The 22,211-nt window shown below is 41.3% G+C and carries 15 protein-coding genes; 8 read left to right on the top strand and 7 right to left on the bottom strand.

Going from position 1 to position 22,211, the window contains the following annotated elements:
• Nucleotides 1–6: 6 nt before the first annotated feature.
• From ACX3PU_RS01850 to rimP, 4 genes are all read right to left on the bottom strand, one after another.
• Nucleotides 7–2,928, bottom strand: coding sequence for a SusC/RagA family TonB-linked outer membrane protein (locus ACX3PU_RS01850; protein WP_459083203.1), 2,922 nt, complete (start codon nt 2,926–2,928; stop codon nt 7–9).
• A gap of 327 nt (nt 2,929–3,255) precedes the next feature.
• Complete coding sequence (gene infB / locus ACX3PU_RS01845) at nt 3,256–6,129, bottom strand: translation initiation factor IF-2 (protein WP_459083202.1); 2,874 nt, start codon at nt 6,127–6,129, stop codon at nt 3,256–3,258.
• Between the two features lie 60 nt (nt 6,130–6,189).
• Complete coding sequence (gene nusA / locus ACX3PU_RS01840; RefSeq protein ID WP_459083201.1) at nt 6,190–7,425, bottom strand: transcription termination factor NusA; 1,236 nt, start codon at nt 7,423–7,425, stop codon at nt 6,190–6,192.
• A 68-nt stretch (nt 7,426–7,493) separates the two neighbouring features.
• Nucleotides 7,494–7,961: a ribosome assembly cofactor RimP gene (gene rimP / locus ACX3PU_RS01835; protein ID WP_459083200.1), complete on the bottom strand. Its 468-nt coding sequence runs from the start codon at nt 7,959–7,961 to the stop codon at nt 7,494–7,496.
• Between the two features lie 326 nt (nt 7,962–8,287).
• On the opposite strand from rimP, the gene ACX3PU_RS01830 reads away from it, so the two are divergent.
• Nucleotides 8,288–9,607, top strand: coding sequence for a UDP-glucose dehydrogenase family protein (locus tag ACX3PU_RS01830; RefSeq protein ID WP_459083199.1), 1,320 nt, complete (start codon nt 8,288–8,290; stop codon nt 9,605–9,607).
• 68 nt (nt 9,608–9,675) lie between these two features.
• Complete coding sequence (locus ACX3PU_RS01825; protein WP_459083198.1) at nt 9,676–10,344, top strand: carbonic anhydrase; 669 nt, start codon at nt 9,676–9,678, stop codon at nt 10,342–10,344.
• A gap of 14 nt (nt 10,345–10,358) precedes the next feature.
• Here ACX3PU_RS01825 and pth read toward each other — a convergent pair whose 3' ends face one another.
• Nucleotides 10,359–10,922, bottom strand: coding sequence for an aminoacyl-tRNA hydrolase (gene pth, locus ACX3PU_RS01820; protein WP_459083197.1), 564 nt, complete (start codon nt 10,920–10,922; stop codon nt 10,359–10,361).
• A 34-nt stretch (nt 10,923–10,956) separates the two neighbouring features.
• Nucleotides 10,957–14,325 (bottom strand): transcription-repair coupling factor, encoded by a 3,369-nt coding sequence (mfd, locus tag ACX3PU_RS01815; protein ID WP_459083196.1) that lies wholly within the window; start codon nt 14,323–14,325, stop codon nt 10,957–10,959.
• A gap of 118 nt (nt 14,326–14,443) precedes the next feature.
• Here mfd and ACX3PU_RS01810 point away from each other — a divergent pair, with 118 nt between their 5' ends.
• On the top strand, nt 14,444–15,952 hold the full coding sequence (locus ACX3PU_RS01810) for a GH3 family acyl-acid amido synthetase (RefSeq protein ID WP_459083195.1): 1,509 nt from the start codon (nt 14,444–14,446) through the stop codon (nt 15,950–15,952).
• Here ACX3PU_RS01810 and ACX3PU_RS01805 read toward each other — a convergent pair.
• The gene (locus tag ACX3PU_RS01805) at nt 15,949–16,287 is read right to left on the bottom strand and encodes a DMT family transporter (RefSeq protein ID WP_459083194.1); all 339 of its coding nucleotides are present in this window, start codon (nt 16,285–16,287) and stop codon (nt 15,949–15,951) included. The two genes, ACX3PU_RS01810 and ACX3PU_RS01805, sit on opposite strands and share 4 nt — an antisense overlap.
• 98 nt (nt 16,288–16,385) lie before the next feature.
• Between ACX3PU_RS01805 and ACX3PU_RS01800 the strand changes: the two genes are divergently transcribed.
• The 5 genes from ACX3PU_RS01800 (at nt 16,386) to nadB (ending at nt 22,203) form a co-directional block, all read left to right on the top strand.
• The gene (locus ACX3PU_RS01800) at nt 16,386–17,624 is read left to right on the top strand and encodes an MFS transporter (protein WP_459083193.1); all 1,239 of its coding nucleotides are present in this window, start codon (nt 16,386–16,388) and stop codon (nt 17,622–17,624) included.
• A gap of 139 nt (nt 17,625–17,763) precedes the next feature.
• Complete coding sequence (dnaB, locus tag ACX3PU_RS01795; protein WP_459083192.1) at nt 17,764–19,374, top strand: replicative DNA helicase; 1,611 nt, start codon at nt 17,764–17,766, stop codon at nt 19,372–19,374.
• Between the two features lie 9 nt (nt 19,375–19,383).
• On the top strand, nt 19,384–19,866 hold the full coding sequence (gene rnhA / locus ACX3PU_RS01790; RefSeq protein WP_459083191.1) for a ribonuclease HI: 483 nt from the start codon (nt 19,384–19,386) through the stop codon (nt 19,864–19,866).
• A 64-nt stretch (nt 19,867–19,930) separates the two neighbouring features.
• The gene (locus ACX3PU_RS01785) at nt 19,931–20,557 is read left to right on the top strand and encodes an NAD(P)H-dependent oxidoreductase (RefSeq protein WP_459083190.1); all 627 of its coding nucleotides are present in this window, start codon (nt 19,931–19,933) and stop codon (nt 20,555–20,557) included.
• 50 nt (nt 20,558–20,607) lie between these two features.
• Nucleotides 20,608–22,203, top strand: a complete 1,596-nt coding sequence (gene nadB, locus ACX3PU_RS01780; RefSeq protein ID WP_459083189.1) for an L-aspartate oxidase — start codon at nt 20,608–20,610, stop codon at nt 22,201–22,203.
• Nucleotides 22,204–22,211 lie beyond the last annotated feature (8 nt).

Raw genomic sequence — 22,211 nt, 5'->3', positions numbered from 1 at the left:
TTTATATTAAAATCCAAAATTGACACCAAGCGAAATAGTTCGTAGGTTGTAGGATCTACTGTTTGTCGTTCCTGATAAACCTTGTTCTGGATCAATACCTTCATGTGACTGCCAAGTCCACAGATTATCTCCTTGTAAGAAAATCTTAAGGTTGTTAAGTCCCATTCCTTCTATTAGATCTTTATTTACATTGTATCCTAAAGTTACAGCTTTTAATCTGATATAATCGTTATCAAACAAGAATCTTGTTGATTGTGATGTATTCTGATTGTTGGAAGCAATATTCATTGGTACATTCGTAATGTCTCCAGGGTTTTTCCAAGAATTCTTAGTATCTGCATGTTGCTGTCTACCATCACTTGAGAATCCACTCATTAATCCTGCATACGTAGAGTCATAAATTGAACCTCCGAATGCAAAGTTAAATAATGTGTTTAATTCGAAATTACTTACACGGAAGTTATTTGTTAAACCTCCTCGGAATTTAGGTAAAGAAGTACCTGTATAAATACGACTTTCTTCGAGGTTTGCTAAATTATAATCTGAAGTAACTTCTCTCGTTTCATTACCATTTGCATCGGTTACAGTATGATACCATGTACCCATTCCCGTCTGAGGATCAACACCAGCCCATTCTGCAAGGAAGAAATCGTAAAGTGAACGTCCAACTTCCCATCTCTTAGTTCCGTTGATGAATGAATCTTGAGTTAACGCAGTAATTTCATTTTTCTCAAAAGTCATGTTTAGGTTCGTTCTCCAAGTGAATTTATCTGTATCAAAGTTTAGTGAGTTGATACTAAATTCCCATCCGTAGTTTCTTAATGCTCCTACGTTTGTTGTGATGGAAGTGTTACCTGTTGAACCAGGAAGTGGCTTCGCGTAGATAAGGTCAATAGATTCCTTGTTAAAGTAATCCACGTCTGCAGTAATTCTGTTGTTAAAGAATCCAAGCTCAGCTCCTGCGTTAAATGACGCTGTTTTCTCCCAAGTTAAGAAGTAATCTCTTGCACCTCCTAAAAGGATACCCGTTTGATCTAATTGATTCCATCCCGTATTGTACACAGATAAATAAGGGAAGTAACTTGATGTCGCATTGTTACCAAGCTCACCATAAGATGCTTTTAGTTTAAAATGATTCATCACGTCATTTTGGAAGAAATTCTCTTTGCTTACTACCCATGCACCACCAACAGAATAGAAAGTTCCCCATCTAGTTTCTGGAGCAAATCTTGTTGAACCATCTGTACGTATTGAACCTTCAACAAAATACTTATTAGCATAGTTGTAAGCAGCTCTTCCTAAATAACCAACAAGTCTTTCTTGGTTGATGTAGCCTCCCACTCCTTCTGGAACTGTAGAACCATTAAGTACAAATACTTCTGGTAAGTAACCTGTTCCTTGTGCACTTAAAGCATCATAGCGATAGTCCATGATCTCAAAAATTGCTTGAGCATCTACCGTATGTAAACCAAATTTCTTATTGAAGTTTAAACTGTTTGTCCAGTTAATTGTTTTCGCAAGGTCTCTTCCCTGAGAAACACGACCACCAACACTCGCAGCGTTTCCATATGCATAGTGGCTATATTCATAGCTGTCGTATGTATATAATTGGAAAGACCCTTGAGATCTTAATTTTAAATAATCGGTAAATGTTACTTCTGCAAATCCATTTGCAAAAACGTCGTAACGATTATTTCTTACTTGGTAGTTATAAAGTGCACCTACAGCATTTTCATTATTTAATGTACCTCTTTGTGCATTAAGTAATCTTCCAGAAGAAGCGTTATTTCCGTAGTCATATTGCTTATTACCAAATGTATCATAGATAAATGCACCACTTTCGTCTCTCATATAAAGAGGGAAAATGTTAGGCATTGTATAAATCCATTGAACAGCACTTTGGTACGAGTTACCTGACTGAGTAGGATAGTTTTGTGAAGAAGATGTAAATGAAGAATTCAATCCAACTTTCAACCAGTTGTTCACTTTGGATTCTACATTCGCTCTAAATCCAAGTCTTTCGAATCTTGAAGTTTTCACGTTACCATACATGTCTAAGTAATCAGCTCCTAAAAAGTAAGTTGTGTTTTCACTACCTCCAGATAGATTAAAACGATGTTCTTGCTTGATAGCAGCTTCATTAATAATCGCTTTTTTCCAGTCTGTATCCCAAAGAAGATTAGCTCCGTTTACGATATTTCCATTTGCATCGACCGGATTTGCAACATCATATGGATTGTAACCTAGTCTATTGATTAACTGATTTGATGCAAATTGACCTGCTGTTGCAGCATCTGCACCGTTGTTATACATTTCATTGTTCTTGAAGGCTTCCCATGTACCCTTCAAGAAATCTTCTGCCCCTAAAGTTTCGTGAAACTTAACTGCAGATGTAGACACACCTATAAGCGACGTTACACTAACTCTTGGTTTTGAATTTAGTCTACCTTTTTTTGTAGTAATAATCACAACCCCATTTGCAGCTCTTGATCCATAAAGTGCAGTTGCAGAAGCATCCTTCAGTACACTTAATGATTCAACTTGATCTTGTGGAATTGAATTTAAGTTTCCTCCGTAAGGGGATCCATCTACAATAATAAGAGGTTCAGCGCTCGCGTTGATAGACGAAATACCTCTAATGTAAATAGTTGGGTTATCTCCTGGCATACCACCAGTAGAAATCACATTTACCCCAGCAACAGTCCCTTGCAAGGCACTTAGTACACTAGTCGCTTGCTGGCTTTCGATGGTCTTCTTATCAACAGTCGCAACGGAACCGACGATCGCCTCCTTCTTTTGACTACCAAAAGCAACAACCACTACTTCTTCAACATTCTGTGTTCTAAGAGAATCTTTTTGTGCTAATACCGTTTGACTACCCAAAAAGAATAGCGCACCTGCGGTCAACACCTGTAGTTTTACATTCATATTAACAAAATTTAATATTATATTTTCGCAAATATGTTAAAAAAATTTAACACCCGCAAACTTTCAGTCCATTTAAAAAGTTTAACCCTATGATATGACCTAAGTTATTATGGATTACAAAATGTTAACTGCCATTTAATGTGAGATTACTATCAATTTCCGCTATATGCAAATATCTTAAATTTGGTATAATATTTCTTATTTATAATGATTTTAAATAACTGCATATTATTATTTTTCAGAACATTACGTCAAAAACTTTTGCAATAAAAACCAAAAAAACCAGATGATTTCTCATCTGGTTTGTTAATATTATCATAAAGAAAACTACTTAAGTTTTTTCTTCACTGCAATTTCTTCATAAACTTCTAATACATCGCCAACTTCTATGTCGTTGTATCCCTTTATGTTAAGTCCACATTCGTAGCCTTTCGTTACTTCTTTCACGTCATCCTTAAATCGCTTTAAACTTTCAAGGACACCGTCGTGTTTCACGATACCATCACGTAGTAGTCTGATTTTCGAGTTTCTAGTCACTTTACCTGTAAGGACCATACATCCTGCGATGGTTCCCACTTTCGATATTTTAAAGACTTCACGGATTTCCACGTTTCCAATAACTTGTTCACGGATTTCAGGAGATAGCATCCCTTCCATCGCTTCTTTCACATCGTCAATTGCATCGTAGATAACAGAATAGGTTCTAATCTCAATCTCTTCTCTGTCCGCAATCTCTTTTGCACTTACTCCAGCACGAACGTTAAATCCGATCATGATGGCATCCGATGCTGTAGCGAGAAGCACGTCGGATTCTGTGATCTGACCTACTCCTTTGTGAAGGATATTGATTTGGATTTCCTCTGTGGATAGTCTTTGTAACTGATCCGAAAGCGCTTCCACTGAACCGTCCACATCCCCTTTCAGGATAATGTTAAGTTCTTTAAAGTCTCCAAGTGCAATACGTCTTCCAATCTCATCGAGTGTAAGGTGTTTCTTGGTTCGAATCGATTGTTCTCTTTGAAGCTGCTCTCTCTTGTTTGCAATTGATTTTGCTTCTTTCTCGTCGGCAAAAACTCGGAATTTATCCCCTGCGGTAGGCGCTCCATCAAGTCCTAAAATAGTGACTGGAATTGAAGGCCCGGCACCTTCCATGGTTTTCCCTCGTTCGTCCAACATGGCTTTTACTTTCCCGTGGTTTTTCCCCGCGAGTACATAATCTCCTAATTTCAGAGTTCCCGATTGAATTAAGACCGTCGAAATGTAACCTCTTCCTTTGTCTAGGGAAGCTTCAATCACCACCCCTTGTGCATTTTTATCAGGATTTGCTTTCAATTCAAGCATCTCCGCCTGCAATAGAACTTTTTCCAAGAGTTGGTCTACATTGGTACCAAATTTTGCAGAGATCTCCTGCGCTTGAACATTTCCTCCCCAATCTTCTACCAAGATATTCATGGCCGAAAGTTGTTCCCGGATTCGGTCCGCATTGGAAGTTTGCTTATCTACCTTGTTGATTGCAATAATCATCGGTACACCTGCCGCCTGTGCGTGAGCAATCGCTTCTTTGGTTTGAGGCATCACGTCATCATCCGCTGCAATTACAACGATTACAATGTCGGTGACTTGCGCCCCTCTAGCTCTCATCGCTGTAAACGCTTCGTGACCTGGAGTATCTAAGAATGTAATTCTTTGACCGTTTTCTAATTTCACATTGTAGGCTCCAATGTGCTGGGTAATCCCTCCGGATTCTCCTGCAATCACATTGGCCTTTCTAATGTAATCCAGAAGGGAAGTTTTACCGTGGTCAACGTGACCCATTACAGTCACAATTGGTGCTCTAGGTAAAAGGTCTTCTTCTCTGTCTGGTACTTCTTCTTCCGCAGCCTCTTCAAGGTCTGCGTCAGAGAATTCAATATCGTATCCAAATTCATCTGCAACCAATTGAAGCGTATCCGCTTCTAGCCTTTGGTTCATGGTTACCATTACTCCTAGAGAGAAGCATGTGGAAATCACTTCCGTTGGACTTACATCCATAAGAGAAGCAAGTTCTCCTACGGTAATGTATTCCGTTACTTTTAAGGTTCTGTCTTGTGCGTCGATCTCTTGCTGTAGCTCGTCTTGCTCACGTCGAACGGATCTTTTATCTCTTCTGTGTTTTGCTCCTTTGCTCTTACCTCCTTTGTTAGTAAGCTTCTCTAGAGTTTCACGAATTTGGTTTTTAACTTGCTCGTCGGTAAGCTCAACCGGCATGACGCGCTCTCCGCGACGACCTGTGCCTTTTTTGGCTCCCCCTTGATTCGGACGATTCTGACCTCCCCCTTGGTTAGGGCGATTTCCGCCTCCTTGGTTAGGACGATTTTGATTTCCGGTGCCGCTAGCAGCTTGTGTTCCTGGCGTAGCCGGTTTTTCAATTCTCTTTCTTTTCTTCTTCTTATTTGCAGAATCTTTACTCTTCGATTGGAATTGAGTAAGATCCACTTTTTGTTGAAGAATTTTTGGACCGTCTAATTTCTTATATTGTGTCTTAAGCACTTCGGACTCTTGTCCTTCCGGAGAATCCACAGTCTCTTTTGCAGGTGCAGTGGGCTCTTTGACCTCTTCTTTCACAGGTTCAGCCACTTCACGTTTCACAGGCTCAGACTGCGCCTCCACTTTTTCCACTTTCGGTTCTGCGGGCTCTTTCACTTCTTTCACCTCTTCGGTTGGTTTTGCCTCATTGGGTTGCGTCTTTGGCTTTGGCTTAGAAGAACTATCAATCTTAGAGAGATCGATTTTTCCAAGCACATTGAATTCGGTTTTAGCCGCTTTGATCACCTCTGGCTCTTTTTCCACAGGTGCCTCAGGCTTTACTTCTGCTTTTGGGGCAGGTGCCTCCGCGGGAGTACCTGCAGCTGCTTCCAAATCAATTTTACCAAGAATTCTCGTTTCTGGTTTTAGACTAGCTTTGGCTCTTATGACCTCAGGCTTCTTCTCTTCTAGTTCTAGCTTCTCTTCTGGAACCTTAGAGATGACAACCTCATGGGATGCTTTTCTTTGTTCCCCGTCTTTGGCGAACTCAGCTTCCAATGCAGAATATGCCGCTTCTTCTAATTGAGCGTTCGGGTTGCTTTCGACCTCGAAACCTTTAGACTGTAGAAATTCCACCATCCTTGACATCGAGATATTAAACTCCTTAACCGCTTTATTTAATCTAATTTTTGGCATTTATACTTTTAACTTTTGTTTTTAATGGGCTTCGAAGTGAACTAGAGTATATCGCTTCGTCTAATCCTCAAATTCTTCTTTAAGAATTTGTTTCACTTCTTCGATGGTCTCCTCTTCAAGGTCAGTCATGTTTATCAAACTGTCCGTGTCTTTGTCCAAGACACTTTTTGCAGTGTTAAGACCCACTTTTTTAAATTCATTTAAGATCCAAAGTTCGATGTCATCCGAGAACTCGCTTAATTCAACGTCGTCTTCTTCAACAGTCTCACGGTATACATCAATCTCAAAATCACTTAACCAGGAAGCTAGACGAATGTTTTGTCCATGCTTACCTATCACTTTCGAAATTTCCTCAACCGGTGTATACACAAGTGCATATCCCGTCTCTGGATTAATTTCTATTTTATTGACAGTGACATTCCCAAGGGCTCTTTTTACCATTATTTCAGGATTCTTAGACCATTGGATCACGTCTATATTTTCATTTCTTAATTCGCGAACTACTCCGTGAATTCTTGACCCTCTCACCCCTACACAGGCACCTACTGGATCAATTCTATCGTCGTACGCATCCACAGCGATTTTCGCTTTCTCACCCGGGATACGAACTACTTTCTTCAAAATAATCGTTCCGTCTTGAATTTCTGGAATCTCCAATTCAAGAAGTTTTTCAAGAAACTTAGGCGCTGTACGTGAGACAATAATTTGAGGTTTAGCCCCCTTAAAGTCTACACTCTCTACAATTGCTCTTACATTTTCTCCTTTCTTAAAGAAGTCCGAAGGAATTTGGTTTTCTTTTGGAAGAATAAACTCATTTCCATCGTCATCTAAAAGAATCACATGTTTGTGGCGAATGTGGTGAACTTCTCCTACCACAATTTCTCCGATTCGATCGTGGAACTGCTCATAAAGAAGCGCATTGTTATGTTCTTGCAATTTGGTAGCCAAAATCTGCTTCAAAGTTAAGATATTTCTTCTACCTAACTGCGCTACGGGAATTTCCATGGTGAAATCTTCACCAACCTCAAACGTAGGATCTATTTTCTTTGCTTGCGAAATCTCAATTTCCAAATCATCGTCTTCAGACATTTCATCCTCGACAATCTTTTTATTTAGGAAGATTTGAAAATCTCCCTTATCTGGGTTTACAATCACATCAAAATGATCATCTGAGTCGTATCTCTTTCTTAGTAGCGTTTTTAGGGAATCTTCGATGATGGCCATCAGGTCAATTTTACTGATACTTTTCTCATCTTTAAAATCGCCAAACGCTTCAATTAAAGCTAAATTATCCATTACTTTGTTCTTATTAAAAGTTTCATGTTGCCTTTTCTTTTCTCTGCTTGTTTTTAAAGCAGTCCGTTTTAAAATTTAAGTGCGACGGTGGCTTTCTTTATGTCAGCGAGTAAAATCTCGCGTTCTTCTTCCACGTCCACTTTTCCTTTTCCAATTTCTTTGGGTTTTCGGTAGCGTAGGACTAAGGCTATTTTATCCTCTTCCACACGACTGAGTTCTCCCTCAATTTCAGTTGAATCTTGAAGAACTACGCTTAAGTCACGTCCGATATTTTTACGAAATTGTCTTGGTCTTGTTAGCGGTTCGCTAAGTCCTGCGGATCCTACCTGCAAACTAAAGTCTCGCTCTTCGCGGTCTAGATTGAATTCGATCGCCCTACTGGCGTCCAGACAATCTTGCAGAGTCACACCATTGTCCCCGTCTAACACGACGTTTACCTCATCAGAGGTTGAAATTTTCAAATCTATCAGAAACAAATCTTCTCTTTGCTCTAGAAAATCATTCAATAACTGCTCAATCTGTTTTTTAAATTCCATGTTCAAAATATTTCGAACGAAAAAAGGCTTTCTACGCGAAGGCCTTTTCATCTGTTCTCTAAATCTTCGGCAAAGATACATAAATAATTAGTAACTTCAAAATTAATGGATTAACCCAGGCAATAGGAGCATTCAGGGAAGAAAGCAAAGTAAATCCTATAAAAGGCAATGCTTGGTCACACAAAGCAATATCATCCTTATAATCAATATAGTACATCCTAAATAAACTTGAAAACCGAACTAAAAACAAGAAATATCTGCGTGAGTTTCTAGAGTACGCAAAGACCGGCGTTTTTTTTCTAAATTTGCAGTAGCAATAAAACGTTATGAATATTACCATCGTTGGAACCGGCTATGTAGGTCTGGTTACAGGCACCACTCTTGCCGAACTTGGAAACTCTGTTTACTGTGTCGACGTCGACGAGTCCAAAGTAAAGCAAATGCAAAGCGGACAAATCCCCATTTACGAGCCCAATTTAGAAGAAATGTTCCTTCGTAACATTCAGGCGCAACGCCTGCATTTCACAACGGATCTTAAGGAAGCGCTTTCACAATGTGAAGTGATCTACCTAGCCCTACCAACTCCTCCAGGGGAAGACGGTTCTGCGGACCTATCCTACGTACTAAGCGTAGCCGGACAAATCGGAGAACTTATGGACCGGTACAAAATGGTGGTTAATAAATCGACCGTTCCTGTAGGAACCGCGCAGAAAGTAAGTGAGCTTATTGCTTCGAAAACAGACCATCCTTTCGACGTCGTTTCGAATCCTGAGTTCTTACGAGAAGGATTTGCCGTCGAAGATTCCATGAATCCTGCGCGTGTGATTGTGGGCACTCAAAGTGCCAAAGCAAAAGAAATCATGTCCAAAATCTATCAGCCCTTTACCAACACAGGTGTTCCTATCATTTTCATGGATGAAAAATCTTCGGAACTCACCAAATACGCTGCAAATTCTTTTTTGGCGGTGAAAATTACCTTTATGAATGAAATTGCAAATTATTGCGAAAAGGTAGGAGCGGACGTAGACATGGTAAGATTAGGAATGGGATCTGACGATAGAATAGGACAACGATTCCTATTCCCTGGCATTGGATATGGAGGAAGCTGCTTTCCAAAAGACGTCAAAGCTTTAATTCATTCTGGAAAAGATGAGAATTTTGATTTTAAAATACTTGAATCCACGGAGGATGTAAACCAAAAACAAAAGGTGATTCTGATAGATGATATGGAGAATTATTTTGGCGATTTAAAAGGCAAAAAGATTGCCCTATGGGGGCTTGCCTTCAAAGCCAATACGGACGATATACGAGAGGCTTCCTCGTTAGACAATATTGCACTGCTGCTAGAAAAAGGAGCGCAGGTCACAGCCTATGACTCCATCGCAGAGGAGAATGTAAAAAAACTACTCGGCTCAAAAATCAAGTATGCCAGCACCATGTATGATGCGCTGGAAGGCGCGGATGCACTTTTAATTGCTACAGAATGGCCCGAATTCAAAAACCCAGACTTCAATTTAATGGCAGAAAAAATGAACCAAAAAGTAATTTTTGACGGCCGAAATCTTTATCCTTTAGAGAGGCCTAAACAACATCAATTTTATTACAAAAGCATTGGTCGAAAAACAATTGATCCTAGAGAAAATTAATCTTACATCTGAAAACATACATTTCCCGCAGATCTATACAGCTGAATTAACCCTTAAAAACCTACTCTATGAGCAAGTCCTACGAAGTCCTTTTTGAAAACAACCAAAAATGGATTGAATCAAAACTAGAAACAGATCCTGAATTTTTCGAAAAGCTTGCGGCAGGGCAAAAGCCAGAATACCTTTATATTGGTTGTAGTGACTCAAGAGCGACAGCAGAGGAATTGTTGGGACTTAAACCCGGAGAACTTTTTGTGCATCGTAACATTGCCAACGTGGTTAACACTTTGGATATGAGCTCTACGGCTGTCATTCAATATGCCGTGCAGCATCTGAAAGTGAAACACATTATGGTTTGCGGACATTATGGTTGTGGTGGTGTAAAAGCAGCCATGACACCAGAAGATTTAGGACTATTAAATCCCTGGCTAAGAACCATTCGCGATGTATACAGAACTTACCAACAGGAACTTGATCAAATTGAATGCGACAAGGAGCGCTACAATCGACTCGTGGAGTTAAATGTGGTTGAACAGTGCATCAATGTGATTAAAATGGCATGCGTACAAGAGCGGTATATAATGGAAGATTATCCCATTGTCCACGGTCTCGTGTTTGATATGGCCACAGGCCGCCTCATTGATTTAGACATTGATTTTGAAGAAATCTTGAAGGACATCCAGAAGGTTTATGACCTTACGAATTCAAGCTGGGTTATGAACAAAAAAGGAGAATAAACAAAACCCTTTTGCTACTTTCCGTTAAATGCGGACATCGTATTTTGAATTCCAGCAAAGACAAAACTGAGGCAAGCTCGAGAAAACTGCTCGATTCGGGCCTCTAAGTCTTTTTTCTCTTCTTCATTCCACGTGCCTAGCACATAATCCACCTGCTTTCCTTCTGAAAACTCGGCGGAAATTCCAAAACGAAGTCTTGCGTAGTTTTGGGAGGCCAATTCCTGCTCCATACTTTTTAATCCGTTGTGGCCTGCACTCGATCCTTTTGCTTTCATACGCAAGGTTCCAAAGGGAAGAACAAGATCGTCGGTTACGACAAGCACATTAGAAAGCGGTATGTTCTCTTTTGCTATCCAATACTTCACGGCTTTGCCGGACAAATTCATATAGGTATCCGGTTTCAAAAGCAAAACCTTGCGGCCTTTGTATTTCCCTTCAGCCATCCAACCAAAATTCGTCGTAGCAAAGGGGACTTCCAGGATTTTCGCAATTCTATCAACCACTTTAAACCCTACATTGTGCCTTGTCTCTTCGTACTCCTCGCCTTTGTTTCCAAGGCCTACAATTAGATATTTCATAGTTTCTTACTCCGTCAATTAGAGAATTAATACGTTACTTTTTAGGGGCTGATCCTAGGATACGCTCTAAGAGATGAGTCACCTCATCTACAGAGTCTACCTGTTCCTTTCGGAAGATTAATTGGCTTCCCTCTTTGGTATGCTTTTCCTTCAAAATAGCTTCCTCAGGATTGGCCGAAAGATAGGAAATCAAATGGCTAAATTGAGGTGTGGTATAAAATTTATCTTGGGGATTTCCGGGGAAATATCCTAAAAACACACCGCTTTTAATAATCACCTTTTCAAAACCAATAGACTGGGCAAGCCATTTGAGCTCTACCGATTTTAAAAGGTTCGCTCCCTCTTTTGGAATCGGTCCAAAACGGTCGATTAGCTCATGTTCAAAACGAAGCAGTCCAATGGCATCTCCAACTTCTGCCAATTTCTGGTACAGAGAAAGCCTTTCCTCCGTGCTTTGAACGTAGTAATCCGGAAGCATTAATTCTAAATCGGTATCAATGTTCACATCGCGTTTGGTTTGAACCAGCTTACTTCGCTGCTCTTCGTTCTCAAACAAATCCTCAAAAGATTCGTCGTTTTGAAGCTCCTCTAGAGCTTCCTGCATGATCTTTTGGTAGGTCTCAAATCCCATTTCGTTGATGAATCCACTTTGTTCGGCTCCCAGCAAATCTCCAGCTCCCCGAATCTCTAAATCTTTCATGGCAATTTGGAATCCACTACCTAAGTCCGAGAATTGCTCGATGGCTTCAAGTCTTTTTCTAGCTTGTGAAGAAATTAAATCGTAAGATGGAGTAATAAGATAGCAAAACGCTTTTCGATTGCTTCGCCCCACTCTCCCTCGCATTTGGTGGATATCCGCCATTCCAAAACGCTGGGCGTCGTTGATGAACATCGTGTTTGCATTGGGAACGTCGACACCACTCTCTACAATAGTTGTCGAGACAAGAACATCGTACTTCCCTTCCATAAAGTCAAGCACGTTTCGCTCTAAGGTTTTTCCATCCATTTGACCGTGCCCCGTAATGACCCTTGCATCCGGCACAAGCCTCTGAATAAGACCTGCAATTTCTTTTAGATTTTCAATTCGATTGTTGATAAAATAGACCTGCCCATCTCGTTGGAGCTCATAAGAAATTGCATCTCGAATAATTTCTTCATCGAATGCGATGGACTCTGTTTGCACGGGCTGACGGTTGGGCGGTGGGGTTTTGATTACGGACAAATCCCGAGCGGCCATGAGCGAAAACTGGAGAGTCCTTGGAATCGGCGTGGCTGTAAGAGTTAACGTATCCACGTTGCTTTTCAAAGTCTTTAATTTGTCTTTTACCCCGACTCCAAACTTATGTTCTTCATCGATAATCAAAAGCCCTAAATCTTTAAAAACAATGTCTTTCCCCACCAGCTGATGCGTTCCGATTACAATGTCAATCTTTCCATTTTTAAGTCCTTCCTTCGTTTCAGCTTTTTGCTTCCCAGTTCGAAACCGGTTCAAATAGGAAACCGTCACTGGAAAATCTTTCAATCGCTCTTGAAAACTACGGTAATGTTGAAAGGCAAGGATCGTGGTGGGCACTAGAATTGCTACTTGCTTCCCGTCAGTTGCTGCTTTGAAAGCCGCTCTAATCGCGACCTCAGTTTTCCCAAACCCTACATCTCCACACACCAGACGATCCATCACGCCCACAGCTTCCATGTCTTTTTTCACATCTTGCGTGGCTTTCTCTTGATCGGGCGTGTCTTCATAAATAAAACTAGCTTCGAGCTCATTTTGAAGATACGTATCGGGGGTAAAAGCGAATCCTCTTGCGCTTTTTCGCTTGGCGTAAAGTTCAATTAAATCGAAGGCTATTTGCTTTACCTTCGCTTTGGTTTTTGCCTTTAAGGATTTCCATGCGGGCGATCCCAGTTTGGAAAGGACGATTGCTTTGCCTTCGGGCCCTGTATATTTTGAAATCTTATGCAGCGAGTGAATGCTTACATAAAGCAAATCTTGATTCTTGTAAGAAAGTTTAAAACACTCTTGAATTCTACCATTGTTATTCACCTTTACAAGTCCCATAAATTTCCCTATTCCATGGTCAATGTGGGTGATATAATCTCCTACTTGCAAGGACATTAGGTCCTTTAGTGTAAGCTGCTCCGATTTTGCAAATTCGTTCTTCGCTTTGTAGCGTTGAAAACGATCAAAAATCTGGTGATCGGTATAAACCGAAATTTTTAGGTTTGGGTCCACAAACCCTTCATGAAGTTCGGATTTAAAACTTTGAAAGCTTAAATCGTGGTTCATTTCTTCAAGGATACTTTCGAGCCTTTCCTTTTGCTTTGGCGAGCTAAAGGAAATCCAGGTATCATAACCTGCCTTTCTCTTCAAATTCAAATCTTCCGCTAGAAATTCAAAATTCTTATGAAAAGTAGGCTGTGGTTGCAAAGGATACTCAATAAGCATGGCGCCAGTCCTCGGCTGAGAAGAAAAATCAATTTGTTTAAACCTTTGCAGGCTATGCTCAAAATCCACTTTTGAAATGAACAACTCTTCAGGGCGTTGGTGTTTTATGTCTTTGCTTAAGTTTACAAAATTAAGTTCTGCTTTTTCGAAAAAGGCTTCTATTTGTGTAGCACCCAGTTCTAAATTTTTACTCACTACAATTGAATCCTTTGGAAAAAGATCCAAGAATCCTGTGCGAGTTGAGCTCACCGAATAGCTCATATTAGAAACCAATTGGAAGGAGCTTACTTTTTCTACAGAAAGCTGCGATTCTAAATCAAAGGTCTTAATGGACTCTACTTCACTTCCAAAAAGACTTAACCTGTAGGGCTGCTCATTGGAATAGGAAAAGATGTCCACGATTCCTCCTCGAACGGAAAACTCTCCGGGTTCCGAGACAAAATCGCATCGTGTAAAGTGATAATTCTCTGCTAATTCCTCTTCAAAATTTGAAGGGAGGGACTCGCCCACTCGGAGGGTCTGAGATATGCGAGAAAAATCTTCCTTTTTAAGCACCTTCTCACTGAGAGCTCTATAGGGAGCTACAATCACCTTGGCTGATTTGTCAGCCAATAGTTCATTGAGTACATCGGTACGTAGAACTAGATTTGCATTTTGGATTTTCTCTACTTGATAGGGCTCCATATGGGAGGGCGGAAAGTAAAGAACATTTTCTTTGCCTAAGATTTCCTCTAGTTCTGCGCTCGCATAAAGACCGTCTTCCTTATCTGCCACCAGATAAAGTAAGGTTTTCTTTTGCGTGAGCGCAAGCTCTGCAACAAAAAGAGAATGGGCGCTTCCCACAAACCCTTTAACACTGGTCGGGGCAGGCTGAGAAAGAGACTCAATAATTTGTTTTCCAAACTCTTTTAAAAGAATCTGAGGGAAAAGAGTATCTCGAAGGCTTTTTAATGGCATAGATAAAAGTACTTAAAGCAGAAAAGCGATTTCAGGACTCCTGAAACCGTTATTTGCGCAAAGGTAGTGTTTTTGGAAAAAACAGTTTTGCGCCCATAATTTTTGCTAAATTTGCTCTATGATTCCTTTTATCAAGAAAACGTTTGCAAGACTCTGGGCCAAACGCCATGTGAAAAAATCACAGGCGTTTAAAAACAAGGCGATTGAGGACCAAGAAACCTTACTTTTAGAACTTGTAAAGACTGCAGAAAAGACATTATTTGGTCTCGAGCATGAGTTTAATACGGTTCAAACGATTGAGCAGTACCAAAATAAAACTCCGGTAAGTGATTACGAAGGTTTGAAGCGCTATATTGACAAAACCAAAAGAGGCGAAGCGAATATTCTATGGCCTGGCATCCCCCTGTATTTCGCGAAGACCTCTGGAACGACCTCTGGTTCGAAATACATTCCGATCTCCAAACAAGGAATGCCATTTCAACTTCAGGCTGCGCAAAGCGCGATCCTCCATTACATTGACAAAAAGGACTCTGCCGATTTTGTGAATGGGAAAATGATTTTTTTACAAGGCTCACCTGAGCTTGAAGAACAGAACGGTATTCACGTGGGGAGACTCTCTGGAATTGTCGCTCACCATATTCCCGCCTATTTACAAAAAAACCGTCTTCCTAGTTTAGAAACGAACTTAATTGAAGACTGGGAGCAAAAAGTAGATCAAATTGTTTTAGAAACTGAAAAACAAAACATGACGCTCATTTCTGGGATTCCGCCTTGGCTAGTGATGTACTTTGAGAAACTAACGGCGAGAAGCGGAAAGAAAATCACAGAAATGTTTCCCAATCTTCAACTCTTAATTACGGGTGGGGTGAATTACGAACCGTACCGTGAAAAAATGAACGAGCTTTTAGGAAGGCCTGTGGATACAATTCAGACCTTTCCGGCTAGTGAAGGTTTTTTCGCCTTTCAAGACGATTACCAAAAAGAAGGGCTCCTTCTTTTAACCCATCATGGCATCTTTTATGAATTCATTCCTTTGGAACAGTATGGAAAACCGGGTGCTCCTCGATTGACTCTTAAAGACATTGAACTTCATACCGATTACGCCCTTATTTTAACGACGAATTCAGGCCTTTGGAGTTACTCCATTGGGGACGTGGTTCGCTTCATCTCCAAAGAACCCTACCGAATTCTAGTCAGCGGAAGAACGAAACATTTCACGTCTGCCTTTGGCGAACATGTCATTGCCATTGAAGTGGAAAACGCGATGGAATCTGCACTGAAATCCGTACAAGCCCAAGTCACTGAATTTCATTTGGCCCCGCAAGTAGACCCTAAAGAGGGACCTCCTTACCATGAGTGGTTTATTGAATTCGAGAGAAATCCTGAGGATTTAGACTTGTTTGCCAGCCAACTCGACACGGCTCTTCAAGATCAAAACTCTTATTACAGAGACCTAGTGCAAGGTCGAGTTCTTCGAGCCTTAAAAATTTGCTCTCTAGAAAAAGGAGCTTTTCGTCAGTATGCAAAATCAAATGGAAAACTGGGCGGACAAAACAAAATTCCGCGCCTTGCAAACGATCGTAAAATCGGAGACGAGCTTTCTAAGTATGCGATTGAAAACCTCTAACTACTCACGAGTTTAAGACCCACGACAGAGGCAATCAGTGTACTCGCAAAAAACAAGCGCCACATTGTAGCGGGCTCCTGAAAAATGAAAATACCCGCAAGTACTCCACCTACAGCTCCAATCCCTGTCCAAACGGCGTAGGCAGTTCCAATTGGAATTGGATTTGTTCCCCACGAAATCGATTTATACATCATAAACATGGAAATAAAAAGACAGAGTCCAAATCCAATCCACCAATAAAGACTTTCTTTTCCTTGGGTCTCTTGCGCTTTCCCTAAGCAGGTCGCAAATCCCGTTTCAAAAAGTCCAGCAACAATTAAAATAATCCAGTTCATGGGGCAAAAATAAGCAAATCGCTCCTAGGTTGCAATTCACGAAAAAAAAGAGAGAATACTTTTCTAATTTGTAGCTCTGCTTTTAATACATTTGAGCCATGATTTCTAGAGAGCCGATCAAGACCCTTTTAATCCCCCAATTTCGTGATTTAATTGTGGGGCGCTTTTTTTTAGTCTTGGCTTTCCGGATGCTGGCCACCTTACTTGGCTGGTGGGTTTACGATTTAACCAAAGACCCTTTCGCCATCGGACTCATTGGACTCTCCGAGGTCATCCCTGCGGTCAGTTCCGCTTTGTACGCAGGACACGTGATTGACAACACCGAGAAAAAAAGGCTCCTCCTTATATGCAATTATTTATACGTGGTTTTAATTGGAACGCTCGCGCTTGTCGCCTACTTCCAAAGTGATCTCCATCGATTTAGTGGAAAAGAACTTACCTACTTCATCTACGGAACTATATTTCTCACGGGCTTTTGCCGCGCCTTTTTAGGCCCTATCGTTCCGTCCATGATCCCTAAAATTGTAGGGACGATTCGTTTGCCTGCAGCCATTACCGTCAATCAAGCAACCTTTTTAACGGCTTCAGTCACGGGCCATGCACTCGGCGGTTTTTTCATCCATTGGTTTGGGATTCCAGGTACGCTTTTTTGCGTGGTAGGGCTCATGACTCTGGCTTCCCTGTTTTTCTGGCGTTTGCCTCTGCATCCCAGTGAAGCCGTAAACAAAGGCGTGAAAGTCATGGAAAGCATGAAAGAAGGACTCTCCTATATATACCGCACAAAAGAAATCCTAGGAGCCTTACTACTTGATATGTTTGCCGTCCTTTTTGGGGGCGCAGTGGCCATGATTCCCGTCTTTGCAAAAGACCTTTTGCATGTCGGATCCCAAGGTTTTGGCTTCTTAAATGCCGCAGCAGACATAGGCGCTATGGTAGTTATTATTACACTAGCCTTTGTGCCCTTACGTAAGAACCAAGGCACGCTACTCTTATTTGCCGTGGCAGGATTTGGACTTTGTATCATCGGGTTTGGTCTCTCAAAATGGTATTGGCTTTCGTTCTTCTTCCTCGTACTTAGTGGAATTTTGGACGGAATTTCGGTCGTCATTCGAGGAACCATTGTACAGCTTAAAACGCCTGAACACATACGGGGTCGCGTGCTGAGTGTCAACTCCATTTTTATTATGTCAAGCAATGAACTCGGTCAATTTGAAAGTGGACTTGCAGCCAAACTACTAGGGGTAGCACGATCGGTCGTTTTTGGTGGAACGATGACCCTTATTATCGCTTTGTTTGTAGCGAAGAAAATCCCTAAACTTAGAAAGATGCAGTATTAAAGAGAAAGCTCCTTTAACGGATCTCTAAAGACAACTTATCCACATCGTTACCTCCTGTTTACAAATATATTAGGAAAAATTAAAAAGGATTGTGAATTACTTTTTTTTATTCCATCTTCAAAAAAACTATCTTTGCTAAATGGCACAAAACGAAACTTTATCGTCCTTAATTCATGGGAACTTTGCACAGGAATTGTCTATTTCTCAAGGCAAAATGCCTCCCAATGCAATTGATTTCGAGAAATTAGTCTTAGGCACGTTCCTCATTGACAAAAAGGGACTCGATTACACCATTGACTTACTGCAACTAGAGGTCTTTTACGACCCAAGACACCAAGTCATTTTTGAGGCCATATTAAAATTATTTCAAGACAACCATCCGGTCGATCTCATGACGGTGATTCAAGAACTCAAGCGCCAAGAAAAACTTTCATTGGCGGGAGGAGATCATTATATAATTGAATTAACCCTTGGGGTAAGTTCCTCCGCGCACATAGAATACCATGTGCGTATCATCTTAGAAAAATACATTTTACGAAGTCTTATTAACGTTTCTGCAAACGTAATAGACAATTCCTACAAAGAATCCACCGATGTTTTTGAACTGCTTGACAAAGCGGAGCAAAGCTTTTTCGAAATCACAAACGGCACCATTAAAAAAGGGTTTGACACGGCCAATACGCTCGTAAAACAAGCCGTTGAAACCATTAAATCTTTAAAAGACAAGGAAGGTCTTTCGGGAATTCCCTCAGGATTCACGGCGCTTGACAATGCAACCGGAGGCTGGCAAAACTCGGATCTCGTGATTATTGCGGCAAGACCCGCCATGGGTAAGACCGCCTTTTTGCTGTCAATGGCTAGAAACATTGCTGTAGGACACAAAATACCCCTCGCTCTATTTTCCTTAGAAATGGCCTCCGTCCAATTAATCACGAGAATGATTTCTTCGGAGACTGGAATTTCCTCCGAAAAACTACGAAAAGGTCAAATGGCTGACGATGAATGGCAGAGACTTTATTCGAATGTTTCTGAACTTGAAAATGCACCGTTGTTTATTGACGAAACTCCCTCGCTTTCTGTCTTTGACTTCCGTGCGAAATGCCGACGTCTGGTCATGCAGCACGGCGTGAAAATCATCATGGTAGACTACCTTCAGCTGATGACAGCAAATAGTGGAGGGAAAAATGGAGGAAACAGAGAACAGGAAATTGCCACCATTTCGAGATCCCTCAAAGCCATTGCAAAGGAACTAAACGTGCCTGTAATCGCGCTTTCTCAGTTGTCTAGAAGTGTGGAGAGCAGACCCGGGAAACGCCCTCAACTTTCCGACCTTCGGGAATCGGGTGCGATTGAGCAAGATGCGGACATTGTTTCGTTTATCTTTCGACCTGAATACTATAAAATTGCAGTCTGGGATAACGACGAAGAGGGTATGGAATCCACGACAGAAAACCAGGCAGAACTGATCATCGCTAAGCACCGAAATGGAGCGACTGAAGATGTTCGACTTTCGTTTATCAAGAACCTCGGGAAATTTGCCGATTTAGATTTGTACGGCGACGGCTTTGGCCAAGGATATGGAGGGGCGCAATTTACCAACCAAGATTCCACAAGTGGACTCGATCAGATTCGAAAAGGAATCGATCCCGCCAGTGCGTTTGACGCCCCAGACAACGCTAGCTACTCAGGACTTTCAGGTTCCTCAATGAACGATTTCGACGACTCAAGCGACGAAGACTTACCTTTTTAACTCATAATTTTGGGGTTTACCATTAGTATATTTACCGACGGCGCCTGCAGCAAGAATCCTGGAAAAGGAGGCTATGGAATTGTGATGCGCATTGAAGGCAAAGGCCATGAGAAATTCTATTCGAAAGGGTTTCGCAAAACCACCAACAACCGCATGGAACTTCTTGCCGTGATTGCAGCCTTAGAGGAATTAAAGACAGACGGCCATACCATTCATTTGTATACCGATAGCAAGTACGTTTCGGACGCGATTAACAAAAACTGGCTTAGCAATTGGCAGAAAAGAGCCTTCAAAAACGTCAAAAATCCAGACCTCTGGAAACGATTCATTCCTCTTTACGAAAAGCATAAGCCCACTTTTCATTGGGTGAAAGGCCATGCAGGTCATCGTGAAAACGAAATCTGTGACCAACTCGCGGTAAAAGCTTATAAAGAAGGGATTCTTGAGATTGACAAGGGATTTGAAGCGCAGCAGGCCGATTCTCTATTTTAAGCCTCAATTAAAAGGAATGTTTTTTTACCTCTGAGAGCTAGCGTAAATTCCTTAATTTTGTGATATGAATTACATTACCCCATTAGAGAAACGATATTCTGTCAAGAAATTTAGCGACCAAAAAGTACCAAAGGACGCGCTAGAACGTATCCTTAAGGCAGGACAGCTTTCTGCCTCTTCTTTAGGTCTTCAACCCTATAAAATTTATATTTTAGAATCGAGCGAAAGTCTTGAAAAGGTGGCTGACGCTTTTTACAATAAATCTCAGATCTCTACTTGTTCCCATTTAATTCTCATCACGGCCAAAACGAACATAGAAGACTCCTACATTGAGGGGTATTTTCGGCATATTTCCGAAGTGAGAGAAATACCGATGGAAAGTCTCGAGGGATTTAAAACCAGCATTCAAGGTCATCGCGAAAAAGTGGGCACTGAGAACCTAATTCATTGGTCGGAAAAACAAGGCTATATCGTTTTAGGTCATCTCATTATGGCAGCGGCATTAGAAGAAATCGACTCCAGCCCCATGGAAGGATTTAATTCCGATATTCTTGCTGAGGCTTTAGGAATTGATACGACCCTCGAGCGGCCGGCCGTCACCCTCGCACTTGGATACCGAGCACAGGATGATGTTTTCAGTACACTTAAGAAAGTAAGAAAACCAAATGAAAAACTACTTACCTATTTATAACAAACCTTTTTTTATCTTTGGTTGTAAAGCTGAATTCTAAAACACAAAAGATGATTGACACAGATGTGCTTGTAATAGGTTCTGGAATTTCCGGTCTTTCCTATGCTATCAAAATTGCTGAAAAAAGACCCGACACAAAAATCACCATTGTCACCAAGGCGGACGAAGACGAAAGCAACACAAAATACGCGCAGGGAGGGCTTGCAGTGGTCACCGACTTTGATCAAGACAACTTTGAAAAACATATCGAAGATACCATGCGTGCCGGAGACGGCGAAAACAAGCGTGAAGTTGTGGAAATGGTCATTAAAGAGGGGCCTGCACGTTTTCAAGAACTTGTGGATTGGGGAACTCATTTTGACAAAGCGAAAAACGGAGACTACAAGCTTGGACGGGAAGGTGGGCATACAGAGAACCGGATTGTGCATCACAAAGACATCACAGGCTTTGAAATTGAACGTGCACTCTTAGAAACCGCTAATCACTCCCCCAACATTACCATCCTTGATTACCACTATGTGGTCGATCTCATCACTCAACACCAAATCCCAGGACGGACCCTTGATTTAGAGAATATTACTTGCTATGGCGCCTATGTTCTAGATCAGAAAACGAAACGGGTTACAAAAATTGCGGCAAAAATCACACTCGTCGCTACAGGCGGCGCAGGACACGTTTATAAAAATACCACCAACCCCATTATAGCCACTGGAGACGGCATTGCCTTTGTACATCGGGCAAAAGGAAAGGTTTCCAACATGCAGTACTATCAGTTTCACCCGACGGCACTCTATTCACAGCGTGAAGGAATGCTCTTTCTGATATCCGAAGCGCTCAGAGGGGATGGCGCAAAATTAAGAACGAAAAATGGACAGCCATTCATGCATCTTTACGACCCTAGAGAAGAACTCGCTTCTCGGGATATAGTCGCGCGCGCAATCGATAACGAACTTCTTAAAAGTGGAGACAATTACGTAGGTTTAGACTGCCGTGATATGGACCAAAAGAAATTCATGGAGCATTTTCCAAATATCTACCAAAAATGCATGAGTGAAGGAATAGACCCTTTCAAACAACTAATTCCGGTGGTACCAGCCTGCCATTATCTTATGGGAGGAATTGAAGTGGACCGCGATGGGCAAAGTTCCATTCGGAACCTGTTTGCTTGTGGAGAATGCACAAACTCTGGACTGCACGGCGCAAATCGCCTCGCCTCCAACTCTCTCTTAGAAGGTCTTGTCTTTGGACACAATGCAGCGATGCGAAGTGTAGAGCTCTTAAATGAAGATTCTTTTAATTATGAGGATCTTTCCTTAGTCCCTACTTGGGATGATGATGGTATGAAGACCATCGATGAAATGATCATTATTAGTTACCTTCGTAAACAATTGCAGGAGCTAATGAGTGACCTCGTCGCGATTGTAAGAAGTCATTCTCGATTAGAACTTGCAAAACGAAAACAAAACGAAATTTACTTAGCCGTCACCGAGCTCTATAACTACTCGATTCTATCTCCGCAACTTTCAGAATTAAGAAACCTAGTAAACATTTCTTATCTTATTATAAAGCAGTCCCTAGAAATGACAGAGAATAAGGGATCCTTTTACAACAAAGACCTCGCTGACAAACCCTTAACTTTAGCCTAAAGCTAATT

The organism is Chryseobacterium sp. A301, assembly GCF_054489425.1.
Note: the sequence above shows the minus strand (reverse complement) of the source record. Positions and strands in the feature narration are given on the sequence as shown.